This is a genomic window from Streptomyces sp. NPDC054834 (assembly GCF_053611185.1).
The window spans coordinates 1-25,133 of sequence record NZ_JBSGZV010000009.1; the positions used below are offsets into that span (position 1 = coordinate 1).

Sequence of the window (25,133 nt, forward strand, 5' to 3'; positions counted from 1 at the left end):
GCTTCGACGGCACCCTCACCGCCTGCGTCTTCGCCTGGGAAGAGCGGGCCAAGGAGTCCTCCGTGTTCATGCGCGAAAAGATCAACGAGTACCTGGCCACCTGTTCGTGACGAGCCGCGGCTCCGTTCGGCGCACCCGATCGAGGCCGAACGTCCTTACAAACTATTGACATGACATTTAGCTCAGGGCATCGTAGGGTCCAGAGCGCGCTTAAAGCGCTTTATATCTCTCCTCACCACTCCCCGGAACCCCGGAGCGAAGGGAAACCAGCGTGATGTCGTTCGATGTGCTGACCATGGGCCGGGTGGGGGTGGATGTGTATCCGCTCCGGACGGGTGTGGGACTGGCGGAGGTCACCTCGTTCGGCAAGTACCTGGGCGGCAGCCCGACCAATGTGGCGGTGGCCGCCGCCCGTTACGGCCGTTCCGCCGCGGTGATCACGAAGACGGGCCGGGATCCGTTCGGCGACTTCGTGCGCTCGGCGCTGGAGGGGTACGGCGTCGACGCCCGGTTCGTGGGGACATCGGATGTCGCGCCGACGCCGGTGACGTTCTGCGAGATCTTCCCGCCGGACGACTTCCCGCTGTACTTCTACCGCCTGCCGAAGGCACCCGACCTGGACATCTCCCCCGCTGAGCTGGACCTGGCGGCGGTGCGCGAGGCGCGGATCTTCTGGGTGACGGGGACCGGGCTGAGCGAGGAGCCGAGCCGTGCGGCCACGCTCGCGGCGCTGGAGCACCGGGCGAAGGCGGGCACGACGGTCTTCGATCTGGACTGGCGGCCGACGTTCTGGAAAGGCACAGCCGGGGCCGACCCGGATCAGGCGCGTGCGTACTACGCCCAGGCGTTGCGGCATACGACGGTCGCGGTCGGCAATCTCGACGAGTGCGAGGTCGCCACGGGTGAGCGTGAGCCGTTGGCGGCGGCGAAGGCGCTGCTGGCCGCCGGGGTGGAACTGGCGGTGGTCAAGCAGGGGCCGAAGGGTGTGCTGGCGGTGGACCGGGACGGTTCCGCCGTCGAGATCCCGCCGGTCACGGTGGACGTGGTCAACGGACTCGGTGCCGGGGACGCGTTCGGCGGGGCGTTGTGCCACGGGCTGCTGTCCGGCTGGGACACCCGCCGCACCGTGTCCTTCGCCAACGCCGCCGGCGCGATCGTCGCGGGCCGGCTGGCCTGCTCCGACGCCATGCCGACCGAGGCCGAGGTCGACACCGAGCTCCACGAGGCGGCCCTTGCCTCTGCCGAACGAAAGGCGTGACGACGTGCTGTCCGACAACGTGAGCCGGATCGTGTCCGCCCGGGTGGGCGACCCCGGCGCCATCGCGGCCGCGGCCGCCCGCCGCGTGAAAGCCACGTCGCTGCTCGGCGAGCACGGCAAGGCGATGATCATCGCCGCGGACCACCCCGCGCGCGGCGCCAACGGCGTCGGCGGGAACCCCACCGCCATGGCCGACCGCTTCGAGCTGCTGGACCGTCTGTGCATCGCGCTGGAGCGCCCCGGCGTGACCGGTGTCCTCGGCACCGCCGACATCCTCGAAGACCTGCTGCTGCTCGGCGTCCTGGACGGCAAGAGCGTCTTCGGCTCCATGAACCGCGCCGGACTCGCGGGCTCGACCTTCGAGATCGACGACCGGTTCACCGGCTACGACGCCGAGACCATCGCCGCCATGGGCTTCGACGGCGGCAAGATGCTCACCCGCATCGCCCTCGACGACCCGGCCACCCCGTCCGCCCTGTCCGAGACGGCACGGGCCCTCAATGAACTGAACGACCGTCAGCTCATGGCCATGGTCGAGCCGTTCATCTCCGTGTGGCAGGACGGGAAGATCCGCAACGACCTCTCCACGGACGCCGTCGTCAAGTCGGTCAGCATCGCGTCGGGGCTGGGCCGCCGGAGCGCCTACACCTGGCTGAAGCTGCCGGTCGTCGAGGACATGGAGCGCGTACTGGCTTCCTCGACGCTGCCCGCGCTGCTGCTGGGCGGTGAGGTGAAGGATGCGGAGGCGGCGTTCACGTCCTGGGGCAAGGCACTGAAGCAGCCCACCGCGCAGGGCCTGGTCGTCGGCCGCTCCCTGCTCTACCCGTCCAACGGTGACGTGGCCGGTGCGGTGGACAAGGCGGTGAGCCTGCTGTGACGGACACCGGCAAGTACCACCTCCCTCACGGGACTGCCGCCGACGGCCCCTACGACCTCCTGGTCACGCCCGAGTCGGCGGGCTGGGGCTACTCCGGCCTCAGGATCCTGAACCTGAAGCCGGGCGAGGCGCACACCCTGTTCACCGGGGACTCCGAGTTCCTGGTCCTGCCCCTGGCCGGCGCGTGCACCGTCGCCGTCGACGGGCAGAGCTTCGAACTCTCCGGCCGGCCCGGAGTGTTCGCCTCGGTCACCGACTTCGCCTACCTCCCCCGCGAGTCGGAGGCCGTCATCAGCAGCGCGTCCGGGGGACGGTTCGCGCTGCCCTCCGCCCGTACCGGGCGAAGCGGCCTCCCGGCTCGGTACGGGCGCAAGGAGGACGTGCCCGTCGAGCTGCGCGGCGCGGGCGCGTGCTCCCGGCAGGTCAACAACTACTGCCTGCCCGGCACCTTCGACGCCGAGCAGCTGCTGGTGTGCGAAGTCCTCACGCCCGGCGGCAACTGGTCGTCGTATCCGCCGCACAAGCACGACGAGGCACGGCCGGGCGAAGAGTCGGAGCTGGAGGAGATCTACTACTTCCAGGTCCAGGGTGACGGCGGCTTCGCCTACCAGCGCGTGTACGGCACCTACGACCGGCCGATCGATGTGCTGGCCGAGGTCCGCTCCGGCGACACCGTCCTCATCCCGCACGGCTGGCACGGGCCCTCCATCGCCGCGCCCGGCTACGACCTGTACTACCTCAACGTCATGGCCGGCCCCGGCCAGGACCGAGCCTGGCTGATCTGCGACGACCCCGCCCACGGCTGGGTCCGCGGCAGCTGGGACTCCCAGGACGTCGACGACCGGCTGCCCTTCGGCGCCGGGGAGACCGAGTAATGGAAACGATCAGACTCACCACCGCCCAGGCCCTGGTCCGCTTCCTGGCCGGCCAGTACAGCGAGCGCGACGGCCAGGAACAGCGGCTGATCCCCGGCGTGTGGGGCATCTTCGGCCACGGCAACGTCGCCGGTATCGGCCAGGCCCTGTTGCAGGCCGCCACGACCGGCGAGGCCGACCTGCCCTACTACCTCGCCCGTAACGAGCAGGGCATGGTCCACGCCTCGGTGGCGTACGCCAAGATGCGGGACCGGCTGGCCACGTTCGCCTGCACGGCCTCGACCGGGCCGGGCTCCACCAACATGATCACCGGTGCGGCGCTGGCGACCACCAACCGGCTGCCCGTACTCCTGCTGCCCTCCGACATGTTCGCCACCCGCGCCGCCGACCCGGTGCTCCAGCAGCTGGAGGACACCCGGGGCGGGGACGTCACCGTCAACGACGCCTTCCGCGCCGTGTCGAAGTACTTCGACCGCGTCTCGCGTCCCGAACAGCTCATCCCCGCCGCGCTCGCGGCGATGCGGGTGCTGACCGACCCGGTCGAGACCGGCGCCGTCACCCTCGCCCTGCCCCAGGACGTGCAGGCCGAGGCCTACGACTGGCCCGTGTCCTTCTTCCGCCGCCGGGTCTGGCACGTGGGCCGCCCGGTGCCCGAACCAGCCGCCGTGGAGCGGGCCGCGCGACTGCTGCGCGGCGCGAGGAAGCCGCTGATCGTGGCGGGCGGGGGTGCCGTCTATTCAGGCGCCGAGACCGCGCTGCGGGCCTTCGCCGAAGCCACCGGAATCCCGGTCGCCGACACCCACGCCGGCAAGGGCGCCGTCCCCTGGGACCACCCGTACGCGGTCGGCGGGATCGGCTCGACCGGCTCCTACGCGGCCAACGAGCTGGCGAAGGACGCCGATGTCGTCCTGGGCATCGGCACCCGGTACAGCGATTTCACCACCGCCAGTCACACCGTTTTCGGCAACCCGGACGTCACCTTCGTCAATCTCAACGTCGCCCGCCTGGACGCCGTCAAGCACTCGGCGGAGCCGCTGGTGGCCGACGCCCGGCTCGGCGTCCAGGCTCTCGCCGGAGCGCTGACCGGCTGGGAGGTCGACCCGGCCCACCGGCAGCGCACGCGCGAACTGATCGCCCGGACAAGGGAGATCGAGGAGGCCTGCTTCAACGTCGGTCACGGTCCTCTGCCGGCGCAGACCGAGATCCTCGGTGCACTCAACAATGTCCTGGACGACCGGGCCGTGGTCATCAACGCGGCCGGTTCGATGCCCGGCGACCTGCAACAACTCTGGCGTGCCCGGGACCCGAAGGCCTACCACGTCGAGTACGCCTACTCCTGCATGGGCTACGAGGTCGCCGCCGGCGTCGGCGCCAAGATGGCCGACCCGAGTCGCGAGGTCGTCGTCCTCGTCGGCGACGGCTCCTACCTCATGATGGCCCAGGAGATCGTCACCATGGTCTCCGAGGGCCTGAAGGTCATCATCGTCCTGGTCCAGAACCACGGCTTCGCCTCCATCGGCGCCCTGTCGGAATCCCTCGGCTCCCAGCGCTTCGGCACCAAGTACCGCTTCCGCAACGACGACTCCGGCCTCCTCGACGGCGAGGTCCTGCCCGTCGACCTCGCCGCCAACGCCTCATCCCTCGGCGCCGACGTCCTGCACGCCACCTCCGTCGAGGAGTTCCGCGCGGCGATGGAGAAGGCCAGGGCCGCCACCCGCACCACCGTCGTCCACGTCGAGACCGACCTCTACGGACCCAACCCGCCCGGCCACGGCTGGTGGGACGTCCCCGTCAGCCAGACCTCCGCCCTCGACACCACCCAAGGCGCGTACGAGACGTACGCCGCCCACAAGCGCGCCCAGCGGCACTACCTCTGACAAGGAACCCTGACGTGACAACCATCCCCCACTGGATCAACGGCTCCCCGGTCACCGGCACCGACACCCAGCCCGTCCTCGACCCGGCCACCGGCGCCGAGCAGGCCCAGGTCGTCCTGGGCGGCAGCCCCGAAGTCGACGCCGCCGTCCAGGCCGCCGCCGCCGCGTTCGAGACCTGGTCGGAGTCGTCGCTGACGCAGCGCACCCAGGTGATGTTCGCCTTCCGCCAGTTGCTCGTGGAGCACGAGGAGGAGCTGGGCCGGATCATCTGCGCCGAGCACGGCAAGACCGTCGACGACGCCCGCGGCGAGATCACCCGCGGCCGGGAGGTCGTGGAGTTCGCCTGCGGCCTCGGCGACGTGCTCAAGGGGTCCTTCTCCGACCAGGTCTCCCGCGGCGTGGACGTGCACAACTTCCGCCAGCCCCTCGGCGTCGTCGCCGGCATCACCCCGTTCAACTTCCCCGCCATGGTCCCCCTGTGGATGCACCCGATCGCCATCGCCACCGGCAACACCTTCATCCTCAAGCCCAGCGAACGCGACCCCTCCGCCGCCAACTTCGTCGCCGGCCTCTACAAGAAGGCCGGACTCCCGGACGGCGTCTTCAACGTCGTCCACGGCGGCAAGGACGCCGTCGACGCGATCCTCACCCACCCCGGCATCGAGGCGGTCTCGTTCGTCGGCTCGACGCCGATCGCGAAGTACGTCCACGAACAGGCCACCACCCACGGCAAGCGCGTCCAGGCCCTCGGCGGCGCCAAGAACCACGCCGTCGTCCTGCCCGACGCCGACCTCGAATTCGCCGCCAACCACATCACCGCCGGCGCCTACGGCTCCGCGGGCGAACGCTGCATGGCCGTCTCCGTCGCGGTGGCCGTGGGTGCCGCGGCCGACGGTCTGGTGGAGGTGCTGGAGCGCAAGGCCCGCGAGGTGAAGGTGGGCCCCGGCGACCAGCCGGGCACGGAAATGGGCCCGCTGGTCACCAAGGCCGCCCAGGAACGGGTGGAGAACGCGGTCGGCACGGCCGCGGCACAGGGCGCCACGGTTGTCGTCGACGGCCGCGGCCTCAAGATCGACGGCCACGAAGAGGGCTTCTTCACCGGCCCCTCCCTCCTGGACCACGTCACCACCGAGATGGAGGCGTACAAGGAGGAGCTGTTCGGTCCGGTCCTGGCCATTCTCCGCGTGGACACCCTCGACGAGGCGATCGACGTGATCAACGCCAACCCCTACGGCAACGGCACCGCCCTGTTCACCGCCTCCGGCGAGGCCGCCCGCCGCTTCCAGCGGAAGATCAAGGTCGGCATGATCGGCATCAACGTGCCGGTGCCCGTCCCGATGTCCTACTACTCCTTCGGCGGCTGGAAGGACTCCCTCATCGGCGACAACCCCATCCACGGCCCCGAAGGCATCCGCTTCTACACCCGCCCCAAGGTCGTCACCAGCCGCTGGCCCGAGCCCACCCACCAGCACACCGCCGGCTTCAACTTCCCCACCTCCGACTGAACCCTGTCCCCCTCCCCGAAGGACACGTCATGGCAACGGCGCCAACTCCCCTGCGCACCACCATCGGCAACCTCTGCCTGGGCTCCGCCCCCGACTCCTGGGGCGTCTGGTTCCCCCAGGACGACCACCAAGTCCCCTTCACCAGCTTCCTCGACGAGCTCGCCGCGGCCGGCTACAAGTGGCTGGAACTCGGCCCCTACGGCTACCTCCCCACCGACCCCCAGCGGCTGAAGGAGGAACTGGACGCCCGCGGCCTACAGGTCTCCGGCGGCACCGCCTTCGGCGCCCTGCACCGCCCCGAAGCCTGGGCCGAGATGCTCGCCCACGTCCGCCAGGTCGCCACGCTCACCGCCGCCGCAGGCGCCCACCACCTCGTCCTCATCCCGCCCATGTACCGGGACGAGAAGAGCGGTGCGTTCACCGAGTCGCCGGTGCTGACGGCGGAGCAGTGGGCGGGCTTCGGCAAGGCGGCCGACCGGCTGGGCAAGCTGCTCCTGGACGAGTACGACGTACGCCTCGTCATCCACCCCCACGCCGACAGCCACATCCAGACCCAGCCCGAGATCGAGCGACTCCTCAACGAGTCCGACTCCCGCTACACCAACCTCTGTCTGGACACCGGACACGTCGCCTACGGCGGCGGCGACAACCTCGACCTCATCCGCCGCTACGGCGAACGCGTCGGCTACGTCCACATCAAGCAGATGGACCCGGCCGTACTCGCCCAAGTCGCCGCCGAAGACCTCTCCTTCGGCGAAGCCGTCAAGCGCGGCGTATGCGTGTCTCCCCCGGCCGGCGTGCCCAACCCCGCCGACGTCGTGGCCGAACTCGCCGACCTCGACGCCGAGTTGTTCGTGATCGTCGAGCAGGACCTCTACCCCTGCGCCCCCGACGTACCGCTGCCCATCGCCATCAGCACCCGCGAACACCTGGCCGGATGCGGCCTGACCGGAACCCGGCGCCCCAACGGCACCGCCTGACGGAGCCGCTTGTGTCGCCGTTGCCGGGTGCGGCTGGAGGCGACCTCGGAACCTACCCGCTCACCCTGACCGTCTCGGCCCTCGGCGCACCGGCCGAGGTGGTGGCCTCCGCGCAGCCGCACCCCGCGGGCGTCGCCGGCCAGGTCTGCGCGCTGCTCCGCGACGCCGAGGGCAACCAGGGCATCGTTCATACCACCCTGTTCAGCGACACTCCCACCACGGCCGTCATCGCCGGCACCCATGCCGCCCTGAGCCTGCCCGGGCATTTCTGCCGGCCCGGCGACATCGTCCTCACCCCGGCGGGGGACGGCACACCGCTGACGTACACCGAGCCGCGCACCGCGCACGACGCCCGCACTGCGAGGCCGCCGAGGCGGCCCGGTGCGTCGTCTCCGGCCGGCTCCGGACCCCGTACGCGAGCTCGACGCGGTGAGCGACGCAAGGGCCACGACCGGCCGGGCCGGCCTCAGGCCGCTGCGGCCGGCGGCGGCCCGCTGGTGCCCCGGACCACCAGCTTCGGATCCACGACCGCTTCCCGCGGTTCCAGGCCGGCGTCCTCCAGTCGCTGCACGGCGAACCGCACCGCGTGCTCCGCCATGAGCGCCGCGTCCTGGCGGACCGTGGTCAGGCCGATCGGCATGAGGTGGGAGAGGTGGCTGTCGTCGTATCCGACGACGGACAGGTCGCGCGGGACCTCGACACCGGCCCGGGTCAGGGACATCAACAGGCCCATCGCGCTGCGGTCGTTGCCCGCGAGGACCGCAGTCGGCAGTGGCCGCCCCTCCTCGCGCTCCGCGAGCAGGAGACGGCCGGTGTCGATGCCGGACTCCTCCGTGTGATCGCCGGGGATCACCCGGGCCTCGGATTCCAGTGCGTGGCGGCGCATGGCCGCGCGGTAGGCGCGCCGTCGCTCGGCCGAGCCGGGGCCGTGCCCGCCGTCGATGTGCACGATCCGGCGGTGCCCGAGCTCGACGAGGTGGTCCATCGCCTGCCGTACGCCCTTGCCCTCGGCGGAGTGCACGAAGTCCACGTGGGCGTGGGGGACGCGGCGGCTGACCGAGACGGCGACCGTGCGGCCTCCCAGTTCGTGGAGGAAGGCGGGCTCGGCGAAGGAGCCGAGCAGGATCACCGCCTCGCAGCGGTGGCTGAGCAGCGCCTCGACGGCCTTCTCCTCGCTGCGCCCCTGGGTGGCGCCGGACAGCAGGACCTCGTAGCCGAGCCGTTCGGCCTCCGGGTAGATGCCCTCGATGAGGTTGGTGTGGAAGGTCTGCTGCACGGTGAACATCACGCCCAGCGTGCGGCTGCGCCCGCGGGCCAGCAGCCGGGCCGCGCTGTCGGGACGGTATCCGATTTCGTCGGCGACCCGCAGGACCCGTTCCCGGGTCTCCTCGCTCGCCCCCGGCTGGTTGCGGAAGACGATCGAGACGAGCGCCCGGGAGACGCCCGCCTTCGCGGCGACGTCCGCCATCGTGGGCCGCTGCTTGCCCGATGCATCCACCTGTGGAACCCACCCTCCGAAGCGCCCGCCCTGACGGGCTCGCGAAACCGTCCGGCGACAGGCCAGGCCATTGACATGGCATTTCGACAGGGATCATCGTACTCGTACTGGAGCGCGGCAGTAGAGCGCGGAAGTCGTCACACTCCCGACAGACCGGTCAGCACCCGGTCCGGTGTGAGGGGCAGTTCGCGGAAGCGGATGCCGGTGGCGTGGTGGACGGCGTTGCCGATGGCCGCGGCGGTGCCGACGATGCCGATCTCGCCGATGCCCTTGCTGCCCATGGGGTTGAGGTGGGGGTCGTCCTCCTCGATCCAGTGCGCCTCGATGTCGGGGACGTCGGCGTGCGCGGGCACATGGTAGGAGGCGAGGTCGGACTCGGTGAAGTCGCCGAAGGCGGCGTCCATGGTGCTGCCCTCGGTGAGCGCCATGCCGAGTCCCATGGTCATGCCGCCGACGAACTGGGAGCGTGCGGTACGGGGGTTGAGGATCCGCCCGGCCGCGTACACGCCGAGCAGCCGGCGCACCCGGACCTCGCCGGTGACGGTGTCGACGGCCACCTCGGCGAAGTGGGCGCCGAAAGCGTGGCGCGCGTACCCCTCGTCCACGTCGACGCGTCCGGTGGTGTCCGCCCGTTCCACGAGGCCGGTGTCGGGCAGCGGCCCGGTATGACCGGCCAGGCGGTCGGCGAGCCGCGCGCACGCGGCATGCACGGCCCAGCCCCAGGAGGCGGTGCCGGAGGAGCCGCCGGCGAGCGAGGCGGACGGCAGGTCGCTGTTGCCGACCTCGGTCCGTACCCGCTCCAGCGGTACGCCGAGCGCGTCGGCCGCCACCTGCGCGAGCACGGTACGGGCGCCGGTGCCGATGTCGGCGGCGTTCACCCGCACCAGGAAGGTGCCGTCCGGCAGCGCGTGGGCCGCCGCGGTGGACGGAAAGACCAGGACGGGGTAGGTCGCCGAGGCCACGCCGGTGCCGATCAGCAGGGCCCCCTCGGAGCGGGCGTGGGGGCGCGGGGCGTGGTGCGCCCAGTCGAAGCGGCGGGCGCCCTCGCGCAGGCACTCCACGAGGTGGCGGCTGCTGAACGGCTTGCCGCTGTCGGGCTCGCTGTCGGGTTCGTTGAGGATCCGCAGCTCCACCGGGTCCTCGCCGAGCGCGTGGGCGAGTTCGTCCATCGCGGACTCCAGGGCGTACATGCCGGGCGCCTCGCCGGGGGCGCGCATCCAGGACGGGCTGGGCACGTCCAGCGGGACGACCCGGTGGACGGTCAGCAGGTGCGGGGCGGCGTACATGACCCGCGCCGGGACCGCCGCCTGCTCCACGAACTCCCGGACGTGGGAGGTGTGGGTGGTCACCTCGTGCATGAGGGTGGTCAGGCGGCCGTCGGCGGTGGCGCCGAGGCGCAGCCGGTGCAGGGTGGGGGCGCGGTGGCCGACCACCGCGGCCAGGTACTTGCGCGGCAGGTTGACGGTCACCGGCCGGCCGGTGTGGCGTGCGGCCATGGCGGCGAGGACGACGTCGGGGCGCGGGGTGCCCTTGGAGCCGAAGCCGCCGCCGACGTGTTCGGCGACGACGGTGACGTGGTCCTCGGGCATGTCGAACAGCCCGGCGAGCACGGAGCGGACGGTGGTGCCGCCCTGGCTGGAGGTGTGGAGGGTGAGCTTGTCGCGGGCCCGGTCCCAGTGCGCGGTGCTGGCGTGCGGCTCCATGGGGTGGTTGTGCAGGGGCGGCACCCGGTACTCGGTGTCGACGCGGACGGGTGCGGCGGCGAAGGCGCCGTCCGGGTGGCCGCGTTCGGTGCGGCCGGGGTAGCCGCCGTTGGCCTCCTCGGGTTCGTAGGCGTGGGGGTGTTCCGGCCGGAGCGTGACGTCGTGCTCCTCGGTGTCGTACGTGACCAGGACGGCCCGGGCGCCCGCGCGGGCCGCCTCGAGGGTGTCGGCGACGACCAGGGCGACGAACCAGCCCCGGTGCGGCACCCGGGGGTTCTGGAGCACGGCGAGGGTGGCGTCCTCCGGTTCGGTGAGCCGGGGGGCGTTCTCGTGGGTGAGCACGTCCAGGACGCCGGGGACCTCCCGGGCGGCGACCGTGTCGATCGCGATGATCCGGCCGCGGGCGACCGTGGCGGGCACGGGCCAGGCGTGGGCGCGGCCCGGCAGGGGGTGCTCGGCGGCGTAGCGGGCCTGGCCGGTGACTTTCTCCCGGCCTTCCCGGCGCTCGGCCGGGGCACCCAGAGCGGGGCCGGTGCGGGCCATGGTGTCCTCCTGTGGCATACCGTTCAGCTCCCCACGGGCGTCGGCGCGAGGCGGCCCAGGACCTCCAGGGCGAGGTTGTGGGCGAGCGGCACCTTGTAGGCGTTGTCGCGCAGAGGCTCGGCGGCGTCGAGTTCGAGGTCGACGGCGCCCTCGAAGGCGGGCGGGGTTGCGGCCGCGCCGAGCAGGGCCTCCTCCGCCAGCCGGGCCCGCCAGGGCCGGTGCGCCAGCCCGCCGAAGGCCAGGCCGATCTGGCTGACCTTGCCGTCCGCCACCCGCAGCAGCACGGCGACGGAGGCGAGCGCGAAGGCGTACGAGGCGCGGTCGCGGGCCTTGCGATAGGCGGAGGGCACTCCGGCGGTGGCGGCCGGGAGCACGACGGCGGTGATCAGTTCGCCGGGCCGGATCTCGGTGTCCCGCTCCGGGTGGTCACCGGGCAGCCGGTGGAAGTCGGCCACCGGCACGCTCCGGGCGCCGTCGGTGCCGTACAGCTCGACGCGGGCGTCGAGGGCGGACAGGGCGACGGCCATGTCGGAGGGGTTGGTGGCGATGCACTGCGGCGAGTGGCCGAGGACGGCGTGGTCGCGGTGCACGCCGTCGCGGGCGCCGCAGCCGGAGCCGGGGTCGCGTTTGTTGCACGGTTTGGACAGGTCCTGGAAGTAGGGGCAGCGGGTGCGCTGGAGCAGGTTGCCGCCGGTGGTGGCGGCGTTGCGCAGCTGGCCGGAGGCGCCCGCGAGCAGGGCCTGGGACAGGGCGGGGTAGCGGTCGCGGACCAGCGGGTGGGCGGCGAGGTCGCTGTTGCGGACCGTGGCGCCGACGCGCAGTGAGCCGTCGTCGAGCTCCTCCACCGTGTCCAGGGGCAGGCGGCCGACGTCGACGAGGGTGGCGGGCCGGGCCACGCCGAGTTTCATCAGGTCGACGAGGTTGGTGCCGCCGCCGAGGTACTGGGCGCCCGGGTGCGCGGCGTACGCCTCGACCGCCTCCTCGACGCTGCGGGCCCGTACGTAGGCGAAGGGCTTCACTGGTTCACGTCCTCCACGGCGTCGACGATGCGCGGATAGGCCCCGCAGCGGCAGAGGTTGCCGCTGAGCCGCTCACGGATCTCGGGCCGGTCCAGTGGCACGGGCCGGCCGGAGGGGGCCGACGGGTCGGTGACGTGCGAGGGATGGCCGGCGCCGGCCTCGGCCAGGACACCCACGGCCGAGCAGATCTGCCCCGGTGTGCAGTACCCGCACTGGAAGGCGTCGCGGTCCAGGAAGGCCCGCTGGAGGGGGTGCGGTTCCTCGCCGTCGCCGGCGAGGCCCTCGACGGTGGTGACCTCGCTGCCGTCGAGGGCCACGGCGAGCAGCAGGCAGCTGTTGACCCGGCGCCCGTCGACCAGGACCGTGCAGGCCCCGCACTGGCCGTGGTCGCAGCCCTTCTTGGCGCCGGTGAGGTCGAGGTCCTCGCGCAGCAGGTCGAGCAGGGCGCGCCGGTGGTCGACGAGGAGGGTGTGGGGTTTCCCGTTGACGCGGAGGGTGACTTCCGAGCGGTACGGGGCCGGGGGCGCGGGGCCCGTCCCGGCGTCGGGGGTCTCGCCGTGACCCGTGTCCTGCTTCTCGACTTGTTCGTCGCCGTACGTGTCGCTGCCCATGGCGTGGATGACCTTCCGGACGCGCCGTGCTGCCGTGGTTGACCGCGTATCCAGGCTGCGGCAGCTGACACGTTCCGGCACCCCGGGGACGCCCGGGCCGGGGTCAGCCGCTCTGCGCGGACCCGCCGGACTTCGTCAGCCGGCCGGTGACGTCCGCGGTGTCCGAGGCGGGCGGCGCCGCGACGTCCACCTTCGTACCGAAGTCGGCGAACTTCAGGACGGTGCTGCTCACCACCTGGGTGTCGCGCTGCCCGGGCGCCCGGTCCTTGAGCGGGTGCAGGGCGAGGCGGACGCTCTCCTGGCGCAGACGGCCCTGCCCGTCGACCCACGCGTCCACCGGCAGGGAGGACGTGCCCAGCTGGCGGCGGAGTTCGGCGGCCTGGCCGGCGTTGCCGGACGCCAGTGCCGACACGGGCACCGCCACGCGGTAGTGGGTGGTGGCGGTGCCGTCGACGGTCTCGGTGCCGACGCGGGTGACGTTGTCGGAGCCGACGCCCTTGAGGTAGCGCAGCGGCTGGGCGGGGTCGCTGAACCGGGACCCGCCGGCGGATCCGGACCGGGCCAGCCGGGCGAGGTCGATCTTCATCCAGGTCTTGCCGTCCGGCACCGTGCCCTTCCGCGCGCCGGACGGCTTCTGGTAGACGACCCCGTCGACGACGCGCTGCTCGATCTCGGTGCCCTGTGAGGTGAGCGTCATCCGGCTGGCGCCCTCCCCCAGTTTGACCAGTCCGGTGCCGTGCGCGGTGACGGCCTGCCCGTCGGCGACCGCCTTGGTGCTCACCGTCATCCGCGCGGTGTCCGCGGCCACGGTCTTGCGGTAGGCGTCCCGGACTGCCTCGGCCCTGGGCGTCGCGCTCGCGCCGCCCTTGGCGTCGCCGCCCGCCGCGGAGCCGTCGTCGCTGCCGCAGGCCGCCAATCCGGCGGCCAGGACGAGCGTGGCCACGGCACTTCCGATCTGCGCTTTCGACACGGTCTCTGCCTCCCGGGCGGGGTCGTTCCGCAGGTACTGGACGCCTCCTCGGGTGCCCTGCCGGCCGCCGGTCACGCCCCGGCTGCCACCTCGGTGGCCGCCTCGGTCGCGGTCGCGGTCGCCGTCCCGGTCGCGGTGTGGGCGTCCCGCTTCTCGAACTGGGTGCGGTACAGCTGCGCGTATCGCCCGCCGGCCGCCAGGAGTTCGTCGTGCGTGCCCCGTTCCACGATGCCGCCGGCCTCGACGACGAGGATCAGGTCGGCGGCGCGGACGGTGGACAGGCGGTGGGCGATCACGAGCGCGGTGCGGTCCCTGAGTGCTTCCGTCAGGGCCTCCTGCACGGCGGCCTCGGAGGTGTTGTCCAGGTGGGCGGTGGCCTCGTCGAGGATGACGACGCGCTGCCGGGCCAGCAGCAGCCGGGCGATGGTCATCCGCTGCCGCTCGCCGCCGGAGAGGCGGTAGCCGCGCTCGCCGACCACGGTGTCCAGGCCGTCGGGCAGGGACCGTACGACGTCGTCGAGGCGGGCGCGGCCGAGCGCGTCCCACAGTTCGTCGTCGCTCGCCCCGGGGCGGGCCAGCAGCAGGTTGGCCCGGACGGTGTCGTGGAAGAGGTGGCCGTCCTGGGTGACCATGCCGAGGGCGGCCCTGAGGGAGGCCGCGGTCAGATCCCGTACGTCGACGCCGCCGACCCGGACGGCGCCCTCGTCGACGTCGTACAGGCGCGGCAGCAGCTGGGCGATGGTCGACTTGCCGGCGCCGGAGGAGCCGACGAGGGCGACGGTCTGCCCCGGTTCGGCGCGGAAGGTGACGCCGCGCAGGACCTCACCGCCGCCGCGGCCGTCGAGGGCGGCGACCTCCTCCAGGGAGGCGAGGGAGACCTTGTCGGCGGAGGGGTAGCCGAAGCGGACGCCGTCGAACTCGACCGCCACCGGGCCCTCGGGCAGCTCACGGGCGTCCGGCTTCTCCTGGATGAGCGGCTCGAGGTCGAGCACCTCGAAGACCCGTTCGAAGCTGACGAGTGCGCTCATCACCTCGACACGGGCCCCGGCGAGCGCGGTGAGCGGGGCGTACAGCCGGGTCAGCAGCAGCGCCAGCGACACGACCGCGCCGGGCTCCATGTGGCCGCGCAGCGCGAACCAGCCGCCGAGGCCGTAGACCAGGGCGAGGGCCAGGGACGACACCAGCGTCAGGGCGGTGATGAACGCCGACTGGGCGGTCGCCGTGCGGACACCGATGTCCCGCACCCGGGCGGCGCGGGCCGTGAACTCCGCCGACTCCTCCTCCGGCCGGCCGAACAGCTTGACCAGGGTGGCGCCGGGGGCGGAGAAACGCTCGGTCATCCGGGTGCCCATCGCCGCGTTGAGGGCGGCCGCCTCCCGCTGCATCCGGGCCATCCGGCTGCCCATGCGGCGGGCGGGCACCACGAACACCGGCAGCAGCACCAGTGCGAGCAGGGTGATCTGCCAGGACAGGGTGAGCATGACGGCGAGGGTGAGCAGCAGCGTGACGATGTTGCTGACGACGCCGGACAGGGTGTTGCTGAAGGCCCGCTGGGCGCCGATGACGTCGTTGTTGAGTCGGGAGACGAGCGCTCCCGTACGAGTACGTGTGAAGAACGCGACCGGCATGCGCTGCACATGATCAAACACAGCCGTTCTCAGATCGAGGATGAGCGCTTCCCCGAGCGTCGACGAGAGCCGTCTGCCGAGGATCCCGAGGGCGGCCTCGGCGACGGCGATCAGCGCGATGAGCACGGCCAGGCGTACGACCGTGCCCTCGTCGCCGTGCGACACGATCGCGTCGACGACGCGGCCGGCGAGCACGGGGGTCGCGACGGCGAGCAGCGCGGTCACCACCCCGAGCAGCACGAACCAGACGATGCGGCGGCGGTGCGGGCGGGCGAAGGCGGCGATGCGGCGCAGTGTCCTACGGTCGAAGGGGCGACGCTCCGCTTGCGCGTTCATCACGCTGTGCAACTGTGTCCACGCTGTGGTCTCCATGCTCATGGGAGAGAACGTAGAACCTCAAGCATCGTTGAGGTCAATACCCGCCCGCCGTCCCCTCGCACGAAGGACCCGATGAGCCCTCCCCCGCGCCTTCTCCCTCACCCGCTTCCCGTCCGTAAGCCGCCGGTCCCGATTCCGCCACTCGCCGTTGGCACGGCGCGGAAAGCCTCTTGCGATGTGACAGCGGTACAACTCCCCGAACTCCGCCAGGGACGACTCCCCCGACGCGTCCCCGTCCGCCAGGCCCTGTGCCTGGTCCCGCTCCTGCTCGTCACCGTGGCCGCGGTGCGGCACCGCTCCGTGCTCGCCGCGGGCTTCGGTCATCTGCGCACGGCGTCCTGGCCGTGGCTGCTGGCGGCGGCCGGCGCCACCTGTCTGACCTGGGTCGCCGCCGCCTTCACCCGGCAGGGTGCCGTCGTGCAGCCGCTGCCCAGACGGCGGCTGCTGGCCACCCAGTTCGCGGCCGGAGCGGCCAATCACCTGCTGCCGACCGGGCTCGGCGCGAGCGCCGTCAACCTGCGCTTCATGACCATGTGCGGGGTGCCGCTCGCCCGCTCCTCGGCGGCCCTCGCGCTGTACCTGCTCGCGGAGTGCGTGGGCCGGCTGGTCCTGCTCACCGCGCTGCTGATCGCCTTCCCGGACGCGCTGCGGCTCGGCAGCCTGCTGCCCGGCGGTGCGCTGGGCCCGCTGCTGCTGGGCATCGGTGCCGTGCTGCTGCCGGCGGTGGCCGCGCTGCTGCTCGTACGACGGCTGCGCACGGCAGCGTTCTCCTTCCTGCGGACCGCGCTGGGCGAGGCGCGGTCGGTGCACGCCCGCCCGGCCCGGGCGCTGGCCCTGTGGGGTGGATCGCTGGCGTTCCCCGCGCTCCAGGCGGCCGGGCTGGCCGCGGTGGGCCAGTCGCTGGGGCTGCCGGTGCCGGCCGCGTACATGGCTCTGGCCTACCTGGCGGCGACGGTAGCGGTGGCGCTCGTGCCGACGCCGGGCGGGCTCGGCTCCGTGGAGGCGGCGCTGATCGTGGCCCTGGTCGCGGTGGGCGGCCCGGCGGCCGTCGCCACCGCGGTCGTCCTCGCCTACCGGATCATCACGGTATGGGTGCCGCTGGTGCCCGGCGCGCTGACGCTGGGCGCGCTGGTGCGGCTGAAGGTGATCTGAGGCGGGCGCCCGACCACAGTCGCCGGGACCCGCCTGAGTCCCCCGGACGCCACCGGGGCCGTGCCCGCTCCCGGCCCACCCGCGCGATCACTCCCGTGGCAAGCCCCACCTGATGCCCGGTGCTCCGACGCTGACGGCGCTGTCGCCGCTGACGGTGATCCGAGGGGCGGATCCCCAACGGGCCCTGGGACCGGGCATGCTGGGCTGCCGGTGCACCCCCGGTCAGCGAAGGAGTCCCCGTGTCGGTCCGCGTGGAACGCCAGGAACACGTCACCACCGTCGTCCTCTCCCGCCCGGAGGTCCGCAACGCCGTCGACGGTCCCACCGCGGCCGGGCTCGTGGCGGCGTTCCGGGCGTTCGAGGCCGACGACGAGGCGCGGGTGGCCGTGCTGTGGGGCGAGGGCGGCACCTTCTGCGCGGGTGCGGACCTGAAGGCGATGGGTACGGAGCGCGGCAACCGGGTCGCCGAGGACGGGGACGGCCCGATGGGCCCGACCAGGCTGCGGCTGTCCAAGCCGGTGATCGCCGCGGTCGCCGGACACGCCGTCGCCGGAGGCCTGGAGCTCGCCCTGTGGTGCGATCTCAGGGTCGCCGAGGAGGATGCCGTCTTCGGCGTGTTCTGCCGCCGCTGGGGCGTTCCGCTCGTGGACGGCGGCACGGTGCGGCTGCCCCGGCTGATCGGCACGAGCCGCGCCCTGGACATGATCCTCACCGGCCGCCCGGTGCCGGCCCGCGAGGCCTACGAGACGGGCCTGGCCAACCGCCTGGTCCCCACGGGCCGGGCCCGCGCGGAGGCGGAGGAACTCGCGGCGGCCATCGCCCGTTTCCCGCAGGCCTGCCTGCGCGCCGACCGGGCGTCGGCGCTGGAGCAGGAGGGGCTGGACGAGGAGAGCGCGCTGCGCGGTGAACTCCGGCACGGGGTGGGCGTGCTGACGGAGGCACTCCAGGGCGCGGCGCGGTTCGCCGGAGGTGAGGGACGACACGGCTCGTTCTCGCGCTGAGGGGCCGCAGGCGTGCGAACTGCCGTTCCCGATACGGCAGGATGAAAAGTCGCGCCGACCGCCGGCGTCCGACCGGCCGGCGCGACCGCACATCCCTGAAACGAGCAGGTGACAACGTGACGATTCTTCACACCGGTGTTCACACTGGGCCGTCGGCGACGCCGTTCGCCGCAGCCTCCCGCCCCGGAGGTGACCGGTGAACCGCGCGCTGACCCTGGACGACCTGATCCTCGCGGGCATCGCCCTGGCGGCGGGCCTGCTGGTGGCCTTCTCCTCCCGCACCCTGCTGCGCTGGCTGGCCAAGCACGCCAAGCGCACCAAGTGGAGCGGCGACGACGTGATCGTGGACGCGCTGCGCACGGTGGTGCCGTGGGCGGCGATCGCGGCCGGCGCGGCCGGTGCGGGGGCGGCGCTGCCGCTGACCCGGTCCGTCCAGCACCACACCAACCAGAGCCTCAAGGTGCTGCTCATCTTCGTGGTGACCCTGTCCGCGGCCCGGGTGATCGCCGGGCTGGTGCAGAGCGTCACCCAGTCCCGCTCCGGTGTCGCCGGGTCGGCCACCATCTTCGTCAACATCACCCGGGTGCTGGTCCTGGCGATCGGCTTCCTGGTGGTGCTCCAGACGCTGGGCATCTCGATAGCGCCCCTGCTCACCGCCCTCGGCGTGGGCGGTCTGGCGGTCGCCCTGGCCCTCCAGGACACCCTCGCCAACCTCTTCGCGGGCATCCACATCCTCGCCTCCAAGACCGTGCAGCCCGGCGACTACATCCGGTTGAGCACCGGCGAGGAGGGCTATGTCGTCGACATCAACTGGCGCCAGACGACGGTCCGCCAGCTCTCCAACAACCTGGTCGTCGTCCCCAACGGGGAGCTGGCGAAGAGCAACATGACCAACTACACCCGTCCCGAGCAGCAGCTGACCATCCTGGTGCAGGTGGGGGTGAGCTACGACAGCGACCTCGACCACGTCGAGCGCGTCACCACGGAGGTCATCGCCGAGACGATGACCGAGATCACCGGCGCCGTCCCGGACCACGAGCCCGCCATCCGCTTCCACACCTTCGGCGACTCCCGCATCGGCTTCACGGTCATCCTGGGCGTCGGCGAGTTCAGCGACCAGTACCGGATCAAGCACGAGTTCATCAAGCGTCTGCACCGCCGCTACCGCGAGGAGGGCATCCGCATCCCCGCGCCCGCCCGCACGGTCGCGCTCCAGCAGGGCTCGGTGGTGATCCCGCAGCAGCGCAGCGCCGAGGACGTGCCGTCGGGCCCCGGCATCGTCGGCTGACACGTCCGGCGGGTACCGGCACCCGCCGAGGCACCTGGCAGGCGTTTCCCGCCCGCACCACCGGACCGCGCACCCCGGCCGGGTGACCGGGGTGCGCGGCGGGGCCGGACGGCGTCCCGGCGGCCACCGGCACGGCCGCCGTATGCTCGACGCAACATGGCCTCTCCCACGGACTCACCGATTCCCGATCCGCCGGCCCGCGTGCTCGACCAGCGGCTCGACGCGATCGCGCGGCAGCCGTTCCGCGCCAAGTTCCGCCTGCGCGGGCGGGACCGGGCCACCGCGGAGCTGGGTGGCCCGGCCACGATGCGGTGGCACGCCTACGACCTGATCGCCAAGCGGCTGGCGCCGGCCGAGCCGTACAAGGACGGCAAGCAGACGCCGTACCGCGGTCACCCGGTCTTCGTCGCCCAGCACGCCACCGCGACCTGCTGCCGCGGCTGTCTCCAGCGCTGGCACCAGATCCCCAAGGGGCGGGAGCTGAGCCGCGCGGAGCGCGCCTACGTGGTGGCCGTCGTCTGCCGCTGGATCGAGCGGGAGCTGACCGGCTAGAGCGTCGCCGAGTTGTCGTGGTGGTGGCCGCCGCGCAGGCTGTGCGGGGTCGCGAGGGACGGGGTCACCGGGGAGACCGCCCAGTCCGGGTGGCCGGGCATGCGCGGCGTCGTCGTGCCGTACAGCCAGTCGCGCAGGAAGCCGGACTGGTCCTGCCCGGAGACCTCCGAGGCGACGGCGATGTAGTCCTCCGTGGAGGCGGAGGAGTTCCGGAAGCAGGTGAGGAAGGTGCGCTCCACGGCGCGGAAGACGTCCTCGCCGACCAGCTGCCGGAAGGCGTACAGGACGAGGACGCCGCCCAGGTAACGCTGGCTGTCGAAGAGATTGACGGCGTTCGGGGCGGCGACCGGGCCGGAGTCGTGGCGCCACTGGTCGCCGCGGGCGTAGGTGTCCTTCATCCGGGCCTCCATGGTGGTGAGGCCGAGGGAGTCGGGCCAGCCGCGCTCGTAGCGGTACAGCAGCCCGTAGAAGTCGGCGTGGCCCTCGTTCAGCCACAGATCGGCCCAGGTGGCGGGGCTGACCAGGTTGCCGAACCAGGAGTGGACCAGCTCGTGCATCATGTGCGAGCCGATCTTCTTCTCCTCCTGGAGCAGGAAGTTCGGCTTGTACAGGGTGAGGGTCTGGGTCTCCAGGCCGGTGAAGTCGAAGGCGTTCGGGTCGTCGGAGTTGCAGGGCAGCAGGCCGTACGTCTCGAAGGGGTAGGCGCCGAGTCGGGCCTCCAGCCACTCCACCAGGCCGGGGGTGAGGGAGAGGGCCGGTTCCAGGGCGGCGGCGCGGGCGGTCGGTACGACGTCGCGCAGGGGCAGCCCGTGCGGGCCCTGCCGGTCCTTGACGACGTAGTCGCCGACGCTGATCTGGACCAGCTCGGTCGCCATCGGGGAGCGGGAGCGGTACGAGTACGCCGTGCGGCCGTCGGCCAGGGTCTCCGTGCGGGTGAGCATGCCGTTCGCCACGCCGCGCAGGCCGCTCGGGACCGTGATGCGGAAGGTGAAGTCCGCCTTGTCCGAGGGGTGGTCGTTGCAGGGGAGGACGGTGTGCGCCGAGTTCGGCTGGCCGCACACCGCGAACCCGTCAGGGGTGACGACCCAGCCGGTGTGCGGCAGGGCGCGGTGCGGGTCGGCGGAGTAGGCCACGCACACCGTGACCCGGTCCTCGGCCCGCAGGGCCTCGGCGGGGGTGATCCGCAGCTTTTCGTCCGCCTGCTCGAAGTCGGCCTTGCGGCCGTCGACGTGTATGGAGCGTATGTCCAGGCCGAGGCAGTCGAGGGAGAACCGGGTGAGGCGCCGGTCGGTGCGGAGTGTCAGGGCCGCGGTCGCCTCGACCAGCCCGGTCGCGGGGTCGTACGCGAGGTCGAGGTCGTACGAGGAGACGCGGTAGCCGTTGTTGCCGAGGGCCGGGAAGACCGGGTCGCCGAGGGTCTCCGGGCCCGGGGTCCCCGGGTCGCCGCCGGTGCGGGGGGCGGCGTGGGCGGCGGAGCCCACGGTCAGTGCGGTCGCCGTGCCGATCAGGGCGGCCGCGGGGGCCGTCACTCTGGTGCGATATCTCATGGTCCGCTTTCGCTCGGGCGGCCGGGGTGGTCGGGCCCGGCCGTCGGTGAATGGGCGATCTACTTGCTGGACCGCAGAATCGAGCCCCTCGGTTGCCCCCGGACGACACCGATGTGGTCCGGGCCTGAGGGCGGACCCCTGTCGAGTGGACGGCGGTCACGAGATATCTTGATGTCGAGCAATGTTGCAGACGTGGAGCGGAGCACCCGGTGACTGACTCGACCATCATCTACACCTACACAGACGAGGCCCCGGCCCTGGCGACGCATTCGTTCCTGCCGGTGATCCAGGCCTACGCCTCGCAGGCCGGTGTCGACGTGGAGACTCGCGACATCTCGCTGGCCGGGCGCATCATCGCCCACTTCCCGGAGTACCTGAACGATGACCAGCGCGTCCCGGACGCGCTGGCCGAGCTCGGCGAGCTGGCCAAGACGCCCGAGGCCAACATCGTCAAGCTGCCGAACATCTCGGCGTCGATCCCGCAGCTCAAGGCCGCGGTGGCCGAGCTCCAGGGCAAGGGCTACGCGCTGCCGGACTACCCGGACGACCCCAAGACCGACGAGGAGCGCGAGATCCGCTCCCGCTACGACAAGGTCAAGGGCTCCGCCGTGAACCCGGTGCTGCGCGAGGGCAACTCCGACCGCCGCGCCCCGGCCTCGGTGAAGAACTACGCCAAGACCCACCCGCACCGCATGGGCGCCTGGAGCCCCGAGTCCAAGACCAACGTCGCGACGATGGGCGTCGACGACTTCCGTTCCACGGAGAAGTCCGTGGTGATCTCCGAGGCCGGTTCGCTGCGCATCGAGCTCAAGGGTGACGACGGCTCCACCACCGTCCTGCGCGAGTCCGTGCCGGTCCTCGAGGGCGAGGTCGTCGACGCCTCCGTGATGCGCGTCGCCGCCCTGCGCGAGTTCCTGACCGCCCAGGTCGCCCGCGCCAAGGAGGAGGGCGTGCTCTTCTCCGTGCACCTGAAGGCCACGATGATGAAGGTCTCCGACCCGATCGTCTTCGGGCACGTGGTGCGCGCCTTCTTCCCGAAGACGTTCGCGAAGTACGGCGAGACGTTCGCCGCGGCCGGCCTGACCCCGAACGACGGTCTGGGCGGCATCCTCAAGGGCATCGAGTCGCTGCCCGAGGGCGCGGAGATCAAGGCCTCCTTCGACGCCGAGCTCGCCGAGGGCCCGGCGCTGGCCATGGTCGACTCCGACAAGGGCATCACCAACCTGCACGTCCCGTCCGACGTCATCGTCGACGCGTCCATGCCGGCCATGATCCGCACCTCCGGCCACATGTGGGGGCCGGACGGCCAGGAGGCCGACACCCTCGCGGTCCTGCCGGACTCCTCGTACGCCGGCGTCTACCAGGCCGTCCTCGACGACTGCCGCGCCCACGGCGCCTACGACCCGGCGACCATGGGCTCCGTCCCGAACGTCGGTCTCATGGCGCAGAAGGCCGAGGAGTACGGCAGCCACGACAAGACCTTCGAGATCCCGGTCACCGGCACGGTCCGCCTGGTCGACCAGGCCGGCAACGCCGTGATCGAGCAGACGGTCTCCGCCGGCGACATCTTCCGCGCCTGCCAGACCAAGGACGCGCCGATCAAGGACTGGGTGAAGCTCGCCGTCACCCGCGCCCGCGCCACCGGCGACCCGGCCGTGTTCTGGCTGGACGCCACCCGCGCCCACGACGCCAACCTGATCGCCAAGGTCGAGCAGTACCTGCCGGAGCACGACACCGAGGGCCTGGACATCAGGGTCCTCTCCCCCATCGAGGCGACCAAGCTGTCGGTGGAGCGCATCCGCCGCGGCGAGAACACCATCTCGGTCACCGGCAACGTGCTGCGCGACTACCTCACCGACCTCTTCCCCATCCTGGAGCTGGGCACCAGCGCCAAGATGCTGTCGGTCGTCCCGCTGATGGCGGGCGGCGGTCTGTTCGAGACCGGCGCCGGCGGCTCCGCGCCGAAGCACGTCCAGCAGCTGGTCAAGGAGAACTACCTGCGCTGGGACTCGCTCGGTGAGTTCTTCGCGCTCGTCCCCGCCTTCGAGCAGTACGCGGCGGCCACCGGCAACACCCGCGCCAAGGTCCTCGCCGACACCCTCGACCGGGCCACGGCGACCTTCCTCAACGAGGACAAGTCCCCGACCCGCCGCGTCGGCGGCATCGACAACCGCGGCAGCCACTTCTACCTCTCCCTGTACTGGGCGCAGGAGCTGGCCAAGCAGACCGACGACGCCGACCTGGCCAAGGCGTTCGCCCCGCTCGCCGAGACGCTCTCCGCGGGCGAGCAGCGCATCGTCGACGAGCTGAACGCCGTCCAGGGCTCCCCCGCCGACATCGGCGGCTACTACCAGCCCGACAAGGCCAAGGCGGACGCGGTCATGCGCCCGTCGGCCACCTGGAACGAGGCCCTCGCGTCCCTGAGCTGACGCAACACGGCCCGAGCGCCGTCCAGCTGACCGACTCCGCCCCGTCCGGCACCGCCCGGCCGGGGCGCAGTCGTGCCGGGCGGCGACCGGAACACGCACCCTGCCCACCCACGACAACGCCCTTGGAGCCGCCCGTGTCCCGTCCCCTGCCCTCCTACGAGCTCCTGCCCGGTGCCGAGGACTCGCCCGTGATCCTGCATGTGCCGCACTCCGCGCGGGAGATACCGGAATCCGTGCGGGCCGGGATCGTGCTGGACGACGCCGCGCTGGAGCGGGAGCTGGACCACATCACCGACGCGCACACGGCCGAGATCACCGAGGCCGCGGCCGGGCTGGCCGGGGTGACGCCCTGGCGGTTCGTCAACCGGCTGTCGCGGCTGGTCGTCGACCCGGAGCGGTTCCCGGACGAGCGGGAGGAGATGCTCGCCGTGGGGATGGGCGCGGTGTACACGCGGACCACGCACCGGGCCGAGCTGCGGCCCGCCGGCACCGACCCGGAGCCGTTGGTCGAGCGGTACTTCCGGCCGTACGCCCACGCCATGACGCGGGCGGTGGCCGACCGGCTGGCCGCGACCGGGCGGGCCGTCGTGATCGACGTGCACTCCTATCCCACCGAGGCGCTGCCCTACGAGCTGCACGGAACGGGGCCCCGCCCGCCGGTCTGCGTGGGCACCGACGCCTTCCACACGCCGCCCGAACTGGCGGAGCTGGCCCGGAAGGTGTTCGCGCGGTGCGGGGAGACGGGGCTGGACAGCCCGTTCAGCGGTGCGTACGTACCGCTCGAGTTCTACGGCACGGACCGGCGCGTCGGCGCCCTGATGGTGGAGATCCGCCGGGACACCTACATGACCGAGCCCGGCGGACCCACCGTGGAACCGGGACTGTCCCGGCTGGCCTCGGCCCTGGCCACCCTCGTGGACGGCGCCTCCCGCTAGGGCTCGGAACAGGCCCTAAAGCCCGCGGTCAGGCCCGCAGCCACTCCGTGACGATCACGTCCCCGCCGGTCCGCAGCCGCAGCGCGAACGGGCCCCTGGGCAGCGCCGCACTGGTGAAGCGGCCCAGGGCGTCCGCCGCGACCGGGACCGCCGTCTGCGGGCCGCCGAGCACCTCGACGCGCGCCGACTGCGGGGGCAGCACCTGCCCCATCAGCCCGTCCTCGCCGACCTCGACGTCCACGGTCAGCCCGCCCGCGCGAAAGGTCAGCATCCGGGGCGGGTCCGGCGCGCCCCGGACCGGGAGGGCATCGACCAGGGAGTCGAAGGTCAGCTCGGCGACGCGAGCCTCCAGATCGTGCAACGCGTAGGCGTCGACCGCCAGTTGGCGCAGCTCGGCGGGAACGGGGTCGAGGATGGCGGCGGCCTGGCGCAGTTCCTCCTCCAGGAACCCGGCGCCGAAGTCCTCGCCGAACGCGTCCCGGTCGCGGAAGTCGTCCTCGTGCATCG

20 protein-coding genes and 1 pseudogene are annotated in these 25,133 nt (G+C 72.4%); 13 read left to right on the top strand and 8 right to left on the bottom strand.

Translation table 11 applies throughout. From position 1 onward, the window contains the following. The 7 genes and pseudogenes from ACWGJM_RS14545 to ACWGJM_RS14575 all read left to right on the top strand — a co-directional run. Nucleotides 1–110: pseudogene (locus tag ACWGJM_RS14545) on the top strand (sugar phosphate isomerase/epimerase); the annotation flags it as partial. A gap of 164 nt (nt 111–274) precedes the next feature. Then, nucleotides 275–1,258 carry a 5-dehydro-2-deoxygluconokinase gene (gene iolC / locus ACWGJM_RS14550; RefSeq protein WP_453412238.1) on the top strand — a complete coding sequence of 328 codons (984 nt, stop codon included), beginning with the start codon at nt 275–277 and terminating at the stop codon, nt 1,256–1,258. A gap of 4 nt (nt 1,259–1,262) precedes the next feature. Continuing rightward, nucleotides 1,263–2,135, top strand: a complete 873-nt coding sequence (locus ACWGJM_RS14555) for a Cgl0159 family (beta/alpha)8-fold protein (protein ID WP_453412015.1) — start codon at nt 1,263–1,265, stop codon at nt 2,133–2,135. Further along, a complete protein-coding gene (gene iolB, locus ACWGJM_RS14560) occupies nt 2,132–3,010 on the top strand; it encodes a 5-deoxy-glucuronate isomerase (protein ID WP_453412016.1) in 879 nt (292 codons plus the stop codon). The genes ACWGJM_RS14555 and iolB overlap by 4 nt, the downstream gene beginning before the upstream one ends. Continuing rightward, on the top strand, nt 3,010–4,887 hold the full coding sequence (gene iolD, locus ACWGJM_RS14565; protein WP_453412017.1) for a 3D-(3,5/4)-trihydroxycyclohexane-1,2-dione acylhydrolase (decyclizing): 1,878 nt from the start codon (nt 3,010–3,012) through the stop codon (nt 4,885–4,887). The genes iolB and iolD overlap by 1 nt, the downstream gene beginning before the upstream one ends. A 14-nt stretch (nt 4,888–4,901) precedes the next feature. Beyond that, complete coding sequence (locus ACWGJM_RS14570) at nt 4,902–6,392, top strand: CoA-acylating methylmalonate-semialdehyde dehydrogenase (RefSeq protein ID WP_453412018.1); 1,491 nt, start codon at nt 4,902–4,904, stop codon at nt 6,390–6,392. 29 nt (nt 6,393–6,421) lie between these two features. Next, entirely contained in the window at nt 6,422–7,372 is a 951-nt protein-coding gene (locus tag ACWGJM_RS14575; protein WP_453412019.1) for a TIM barrel protein, read from the top strand. Nucleotides 7,373–7,838: 466 nt separating this feature from the next. On the opposite strand, the gene ACWGJM_RS14580 is transcribed toward ACWGJM_RS14575, so the two are convergent. From ACWGJM_RS14580 to ACWGJM_RS14605, 6 genes are all read right to left on the bottom strand, one after another. After that, on the bottom strand, nt 7,839–8,840 hold the full coding sequence (locus ACWGJM_RS14580) for a LacI family DNA-binding transcriptional regulator (RefSeq protein ID WP_453412239.1): 1,002 nt from the start codon (nt 8,838–8,840) through the stop codon (nt 7,839–7,841). Nucleotides 8,841–9,007: 167 nt separating this feature from the next. Beyond that, nucleotides 9,008–11,134, bottom strand: a complete 2,127-nt coding sequence (locus ACWGJM_RS14585) for a xanthine dehydrogenase family protein molybdopterin-binding subunit (protein WP_453412020.1) — start codon at nt 11,132–11,134, stop codon at nt 9,008–9,010. Nucleotides 11,135–11,139: 5 nt separating this feature from the next. Continuing rightward, the gene (locus ACWGJM_RS14590) at nt 11,140–12,135 is read right to left on the bottom strand and encodes an FAD binding domain-containing protein (RefSeq protein ID WP_453412021.1); all 996 of its coding nucleotides are present in this window, start codon (nt 12,133–12,135) and stop codon (nt 11,140–11,142) included. Continuing rightward, on the bottom strand, nt 12,132–12,746 hold the full coding sequence (locus ACWGJM_RS14595; protein ID WP_453412022.1) for a 2Fe-2S iron-sulfur cluster-binding protein: 615 nt from the start codon (nt 12,744–12,746) through the stop codon (nt 12,132–12,134). Before ACWGJM_RS14595 ends, ACWGJM_RS14590 begins: the two co-directional genes overlap by 4 nt. A gap of 103 nt (nt 12,747–12,849) precedes the next feature. Further along, nucleotides 12,850–13,791 (bottom strand): hypothetical protein, encoded by a 942-nt coding sequence (locus ACWGJM_RS14600; protein ID WP_453412023.1) that lies wholly within the window; start codon nt 13,789–13,791, stop codon nt 12,850–12,852. Continuing rightward, nucleotides 13,788–15,716, bottom strand: coding sequence for an ABC transporter ATP-binding protein (locus ACWGJM_RS14605; protein WP_453412240.1), 1,929 nt, complete (start codon nt 15,714–15,716; stop codon nt 13,788–13,790). The genes ACWGJM_RS14600 and ACWGJM_RS14605 overlap by 4 nt, the downstream gene beginning before the upstream one ends. Before the next feature lie 183 nt (nt 15,717–15,899). On the opposite strand from ACWGJM_RS14605, the gene ACWGJM_RS14610 reads away from it, so the two are divergent. The 4 genes from ACWGJM_RS14610 to ACWGJM_RS14625 all read left to right on the top strand — a co-directional run bounded on the left by ACWGJM_RS14610 (nt 15,900) and on the right by ACWGJM_RS14625 (nt 19,715). Next, the gene (locus ACWGJM_RS14610; protein ID WP_453412024.1) at nt 15,900–16,874 is read left to right on the top strand and encodes a lysylphosphatidylglycerol synthase transmembrane domain-containing protein; all 975 of its coding nucleotides are present in this window, start codon (nt 15,900–15,902) and stop codon (nt 16,872–16,874) included. A 239-nt stretch (nt 16,875–17,113) separates the two neighbouring features. Then, a complete protein-coding gene (locus tag ACWGJM_RS14615; RefSeq protein WP_453412025.1) occupies nt 17,114–17,875 on the top strand; it encodes a crotonase/enoyl-CoA hydratase family protein in 762 nt (253 codons plus the stop codon). A gap of 196 nt (nt 17,876–18,071) precedes the next feature. After that, nucleotides 18,072–19,163, top strand: coding sequence for a mechanosensitive ion channel family protein (locus tag ACWGJM_RS14620; RefSeq protein WP_453412026.1), 1,092 nt, complete (start codon nt 18,072–18,074; stop codon nt 19,161–19,163). 156 nt (nt 19,164–19,319) lie between these two features. After that, nucleotides 19,320–19,715 (top strand): DUF4186 domain-containing protein, encoded by a 396-nt coding sequence (locus ACWGJM_RS14625; RefSeq protein WP_453412027.1) that lies wholly within the window; start codon nt 19,320–19,322, stop codon nt 19,713–19,715. Here the strand turns inward: ACWGJM_RS14625 and ACWGJM_RS14630 are convergent. Continuing rightward, nucleotides 19,712–21,262 (bottom strand): M1 family metallopeptidase, encoded by a 1,551-nt coding sequence (locus ACWGJM_RS14630; protein WP_453412028.1) that lies wholly within the window; start codon nt 21,260–21,262, stop codon nt 19,712–19,714. The genes ACWGJM_RS14625 and ACWGJM_RS14630 overlap by 4 nt on opposite strands. A 209-nt stretch (nt 21,263–21,471) precedes the next feature. Between ACWGJM_RS14630 and ACWGJM_RS14635 the strand changes: the two genes are divergently transcribed. Together ACWGJM_RS14635 and ACWGJM_RS14640 are read left to right on the top strand one after the other, a co-directional pair. Beyond that, the gene (locus ACWGJM_RS14635; RefSeq protein WP_453412029.1) at nt 21,472–23,691 is read left to right on the top strand and encodes an NADP-dependent isocitrate dehydrogenase; all 2,220 of its coding nucleotides are present in this window, start codon (nt 21,472–21,474) and stop codon (nt 23,689–23,691) included. A gap of 134 nt (nt 23,692–23,825) precedes the next feature. Continuing rightward, complete coding sequence (locus ACWGJM_RS14640; protein ID WP_453412030.1) at nt 23,826–24,626, top strand: N-formylglutamate amidohydrolase; 801 nt, start codon at nt 23,826–23,828, stop codon at nt 24,624–24,626. Between the two features lie 28 nt (nt 24,627–24,654). Here ACWGJM_RS14640 and ACWGJM_RS14645 read toward each other — a convergent pair whose 3' ends face one another. Next, complete coding sequence (locus ACWGJM_RS14645; protein WP_453412241.1) at nt 24,655–25,131, bottom strand: hypothetical protein; 477 nt, start codon at nt 25,129–25,131, stop codon at nt 24,655–24,657. Between the last annotated feature and the right edge of the window lie 2 nt (nt 25,132–25,133).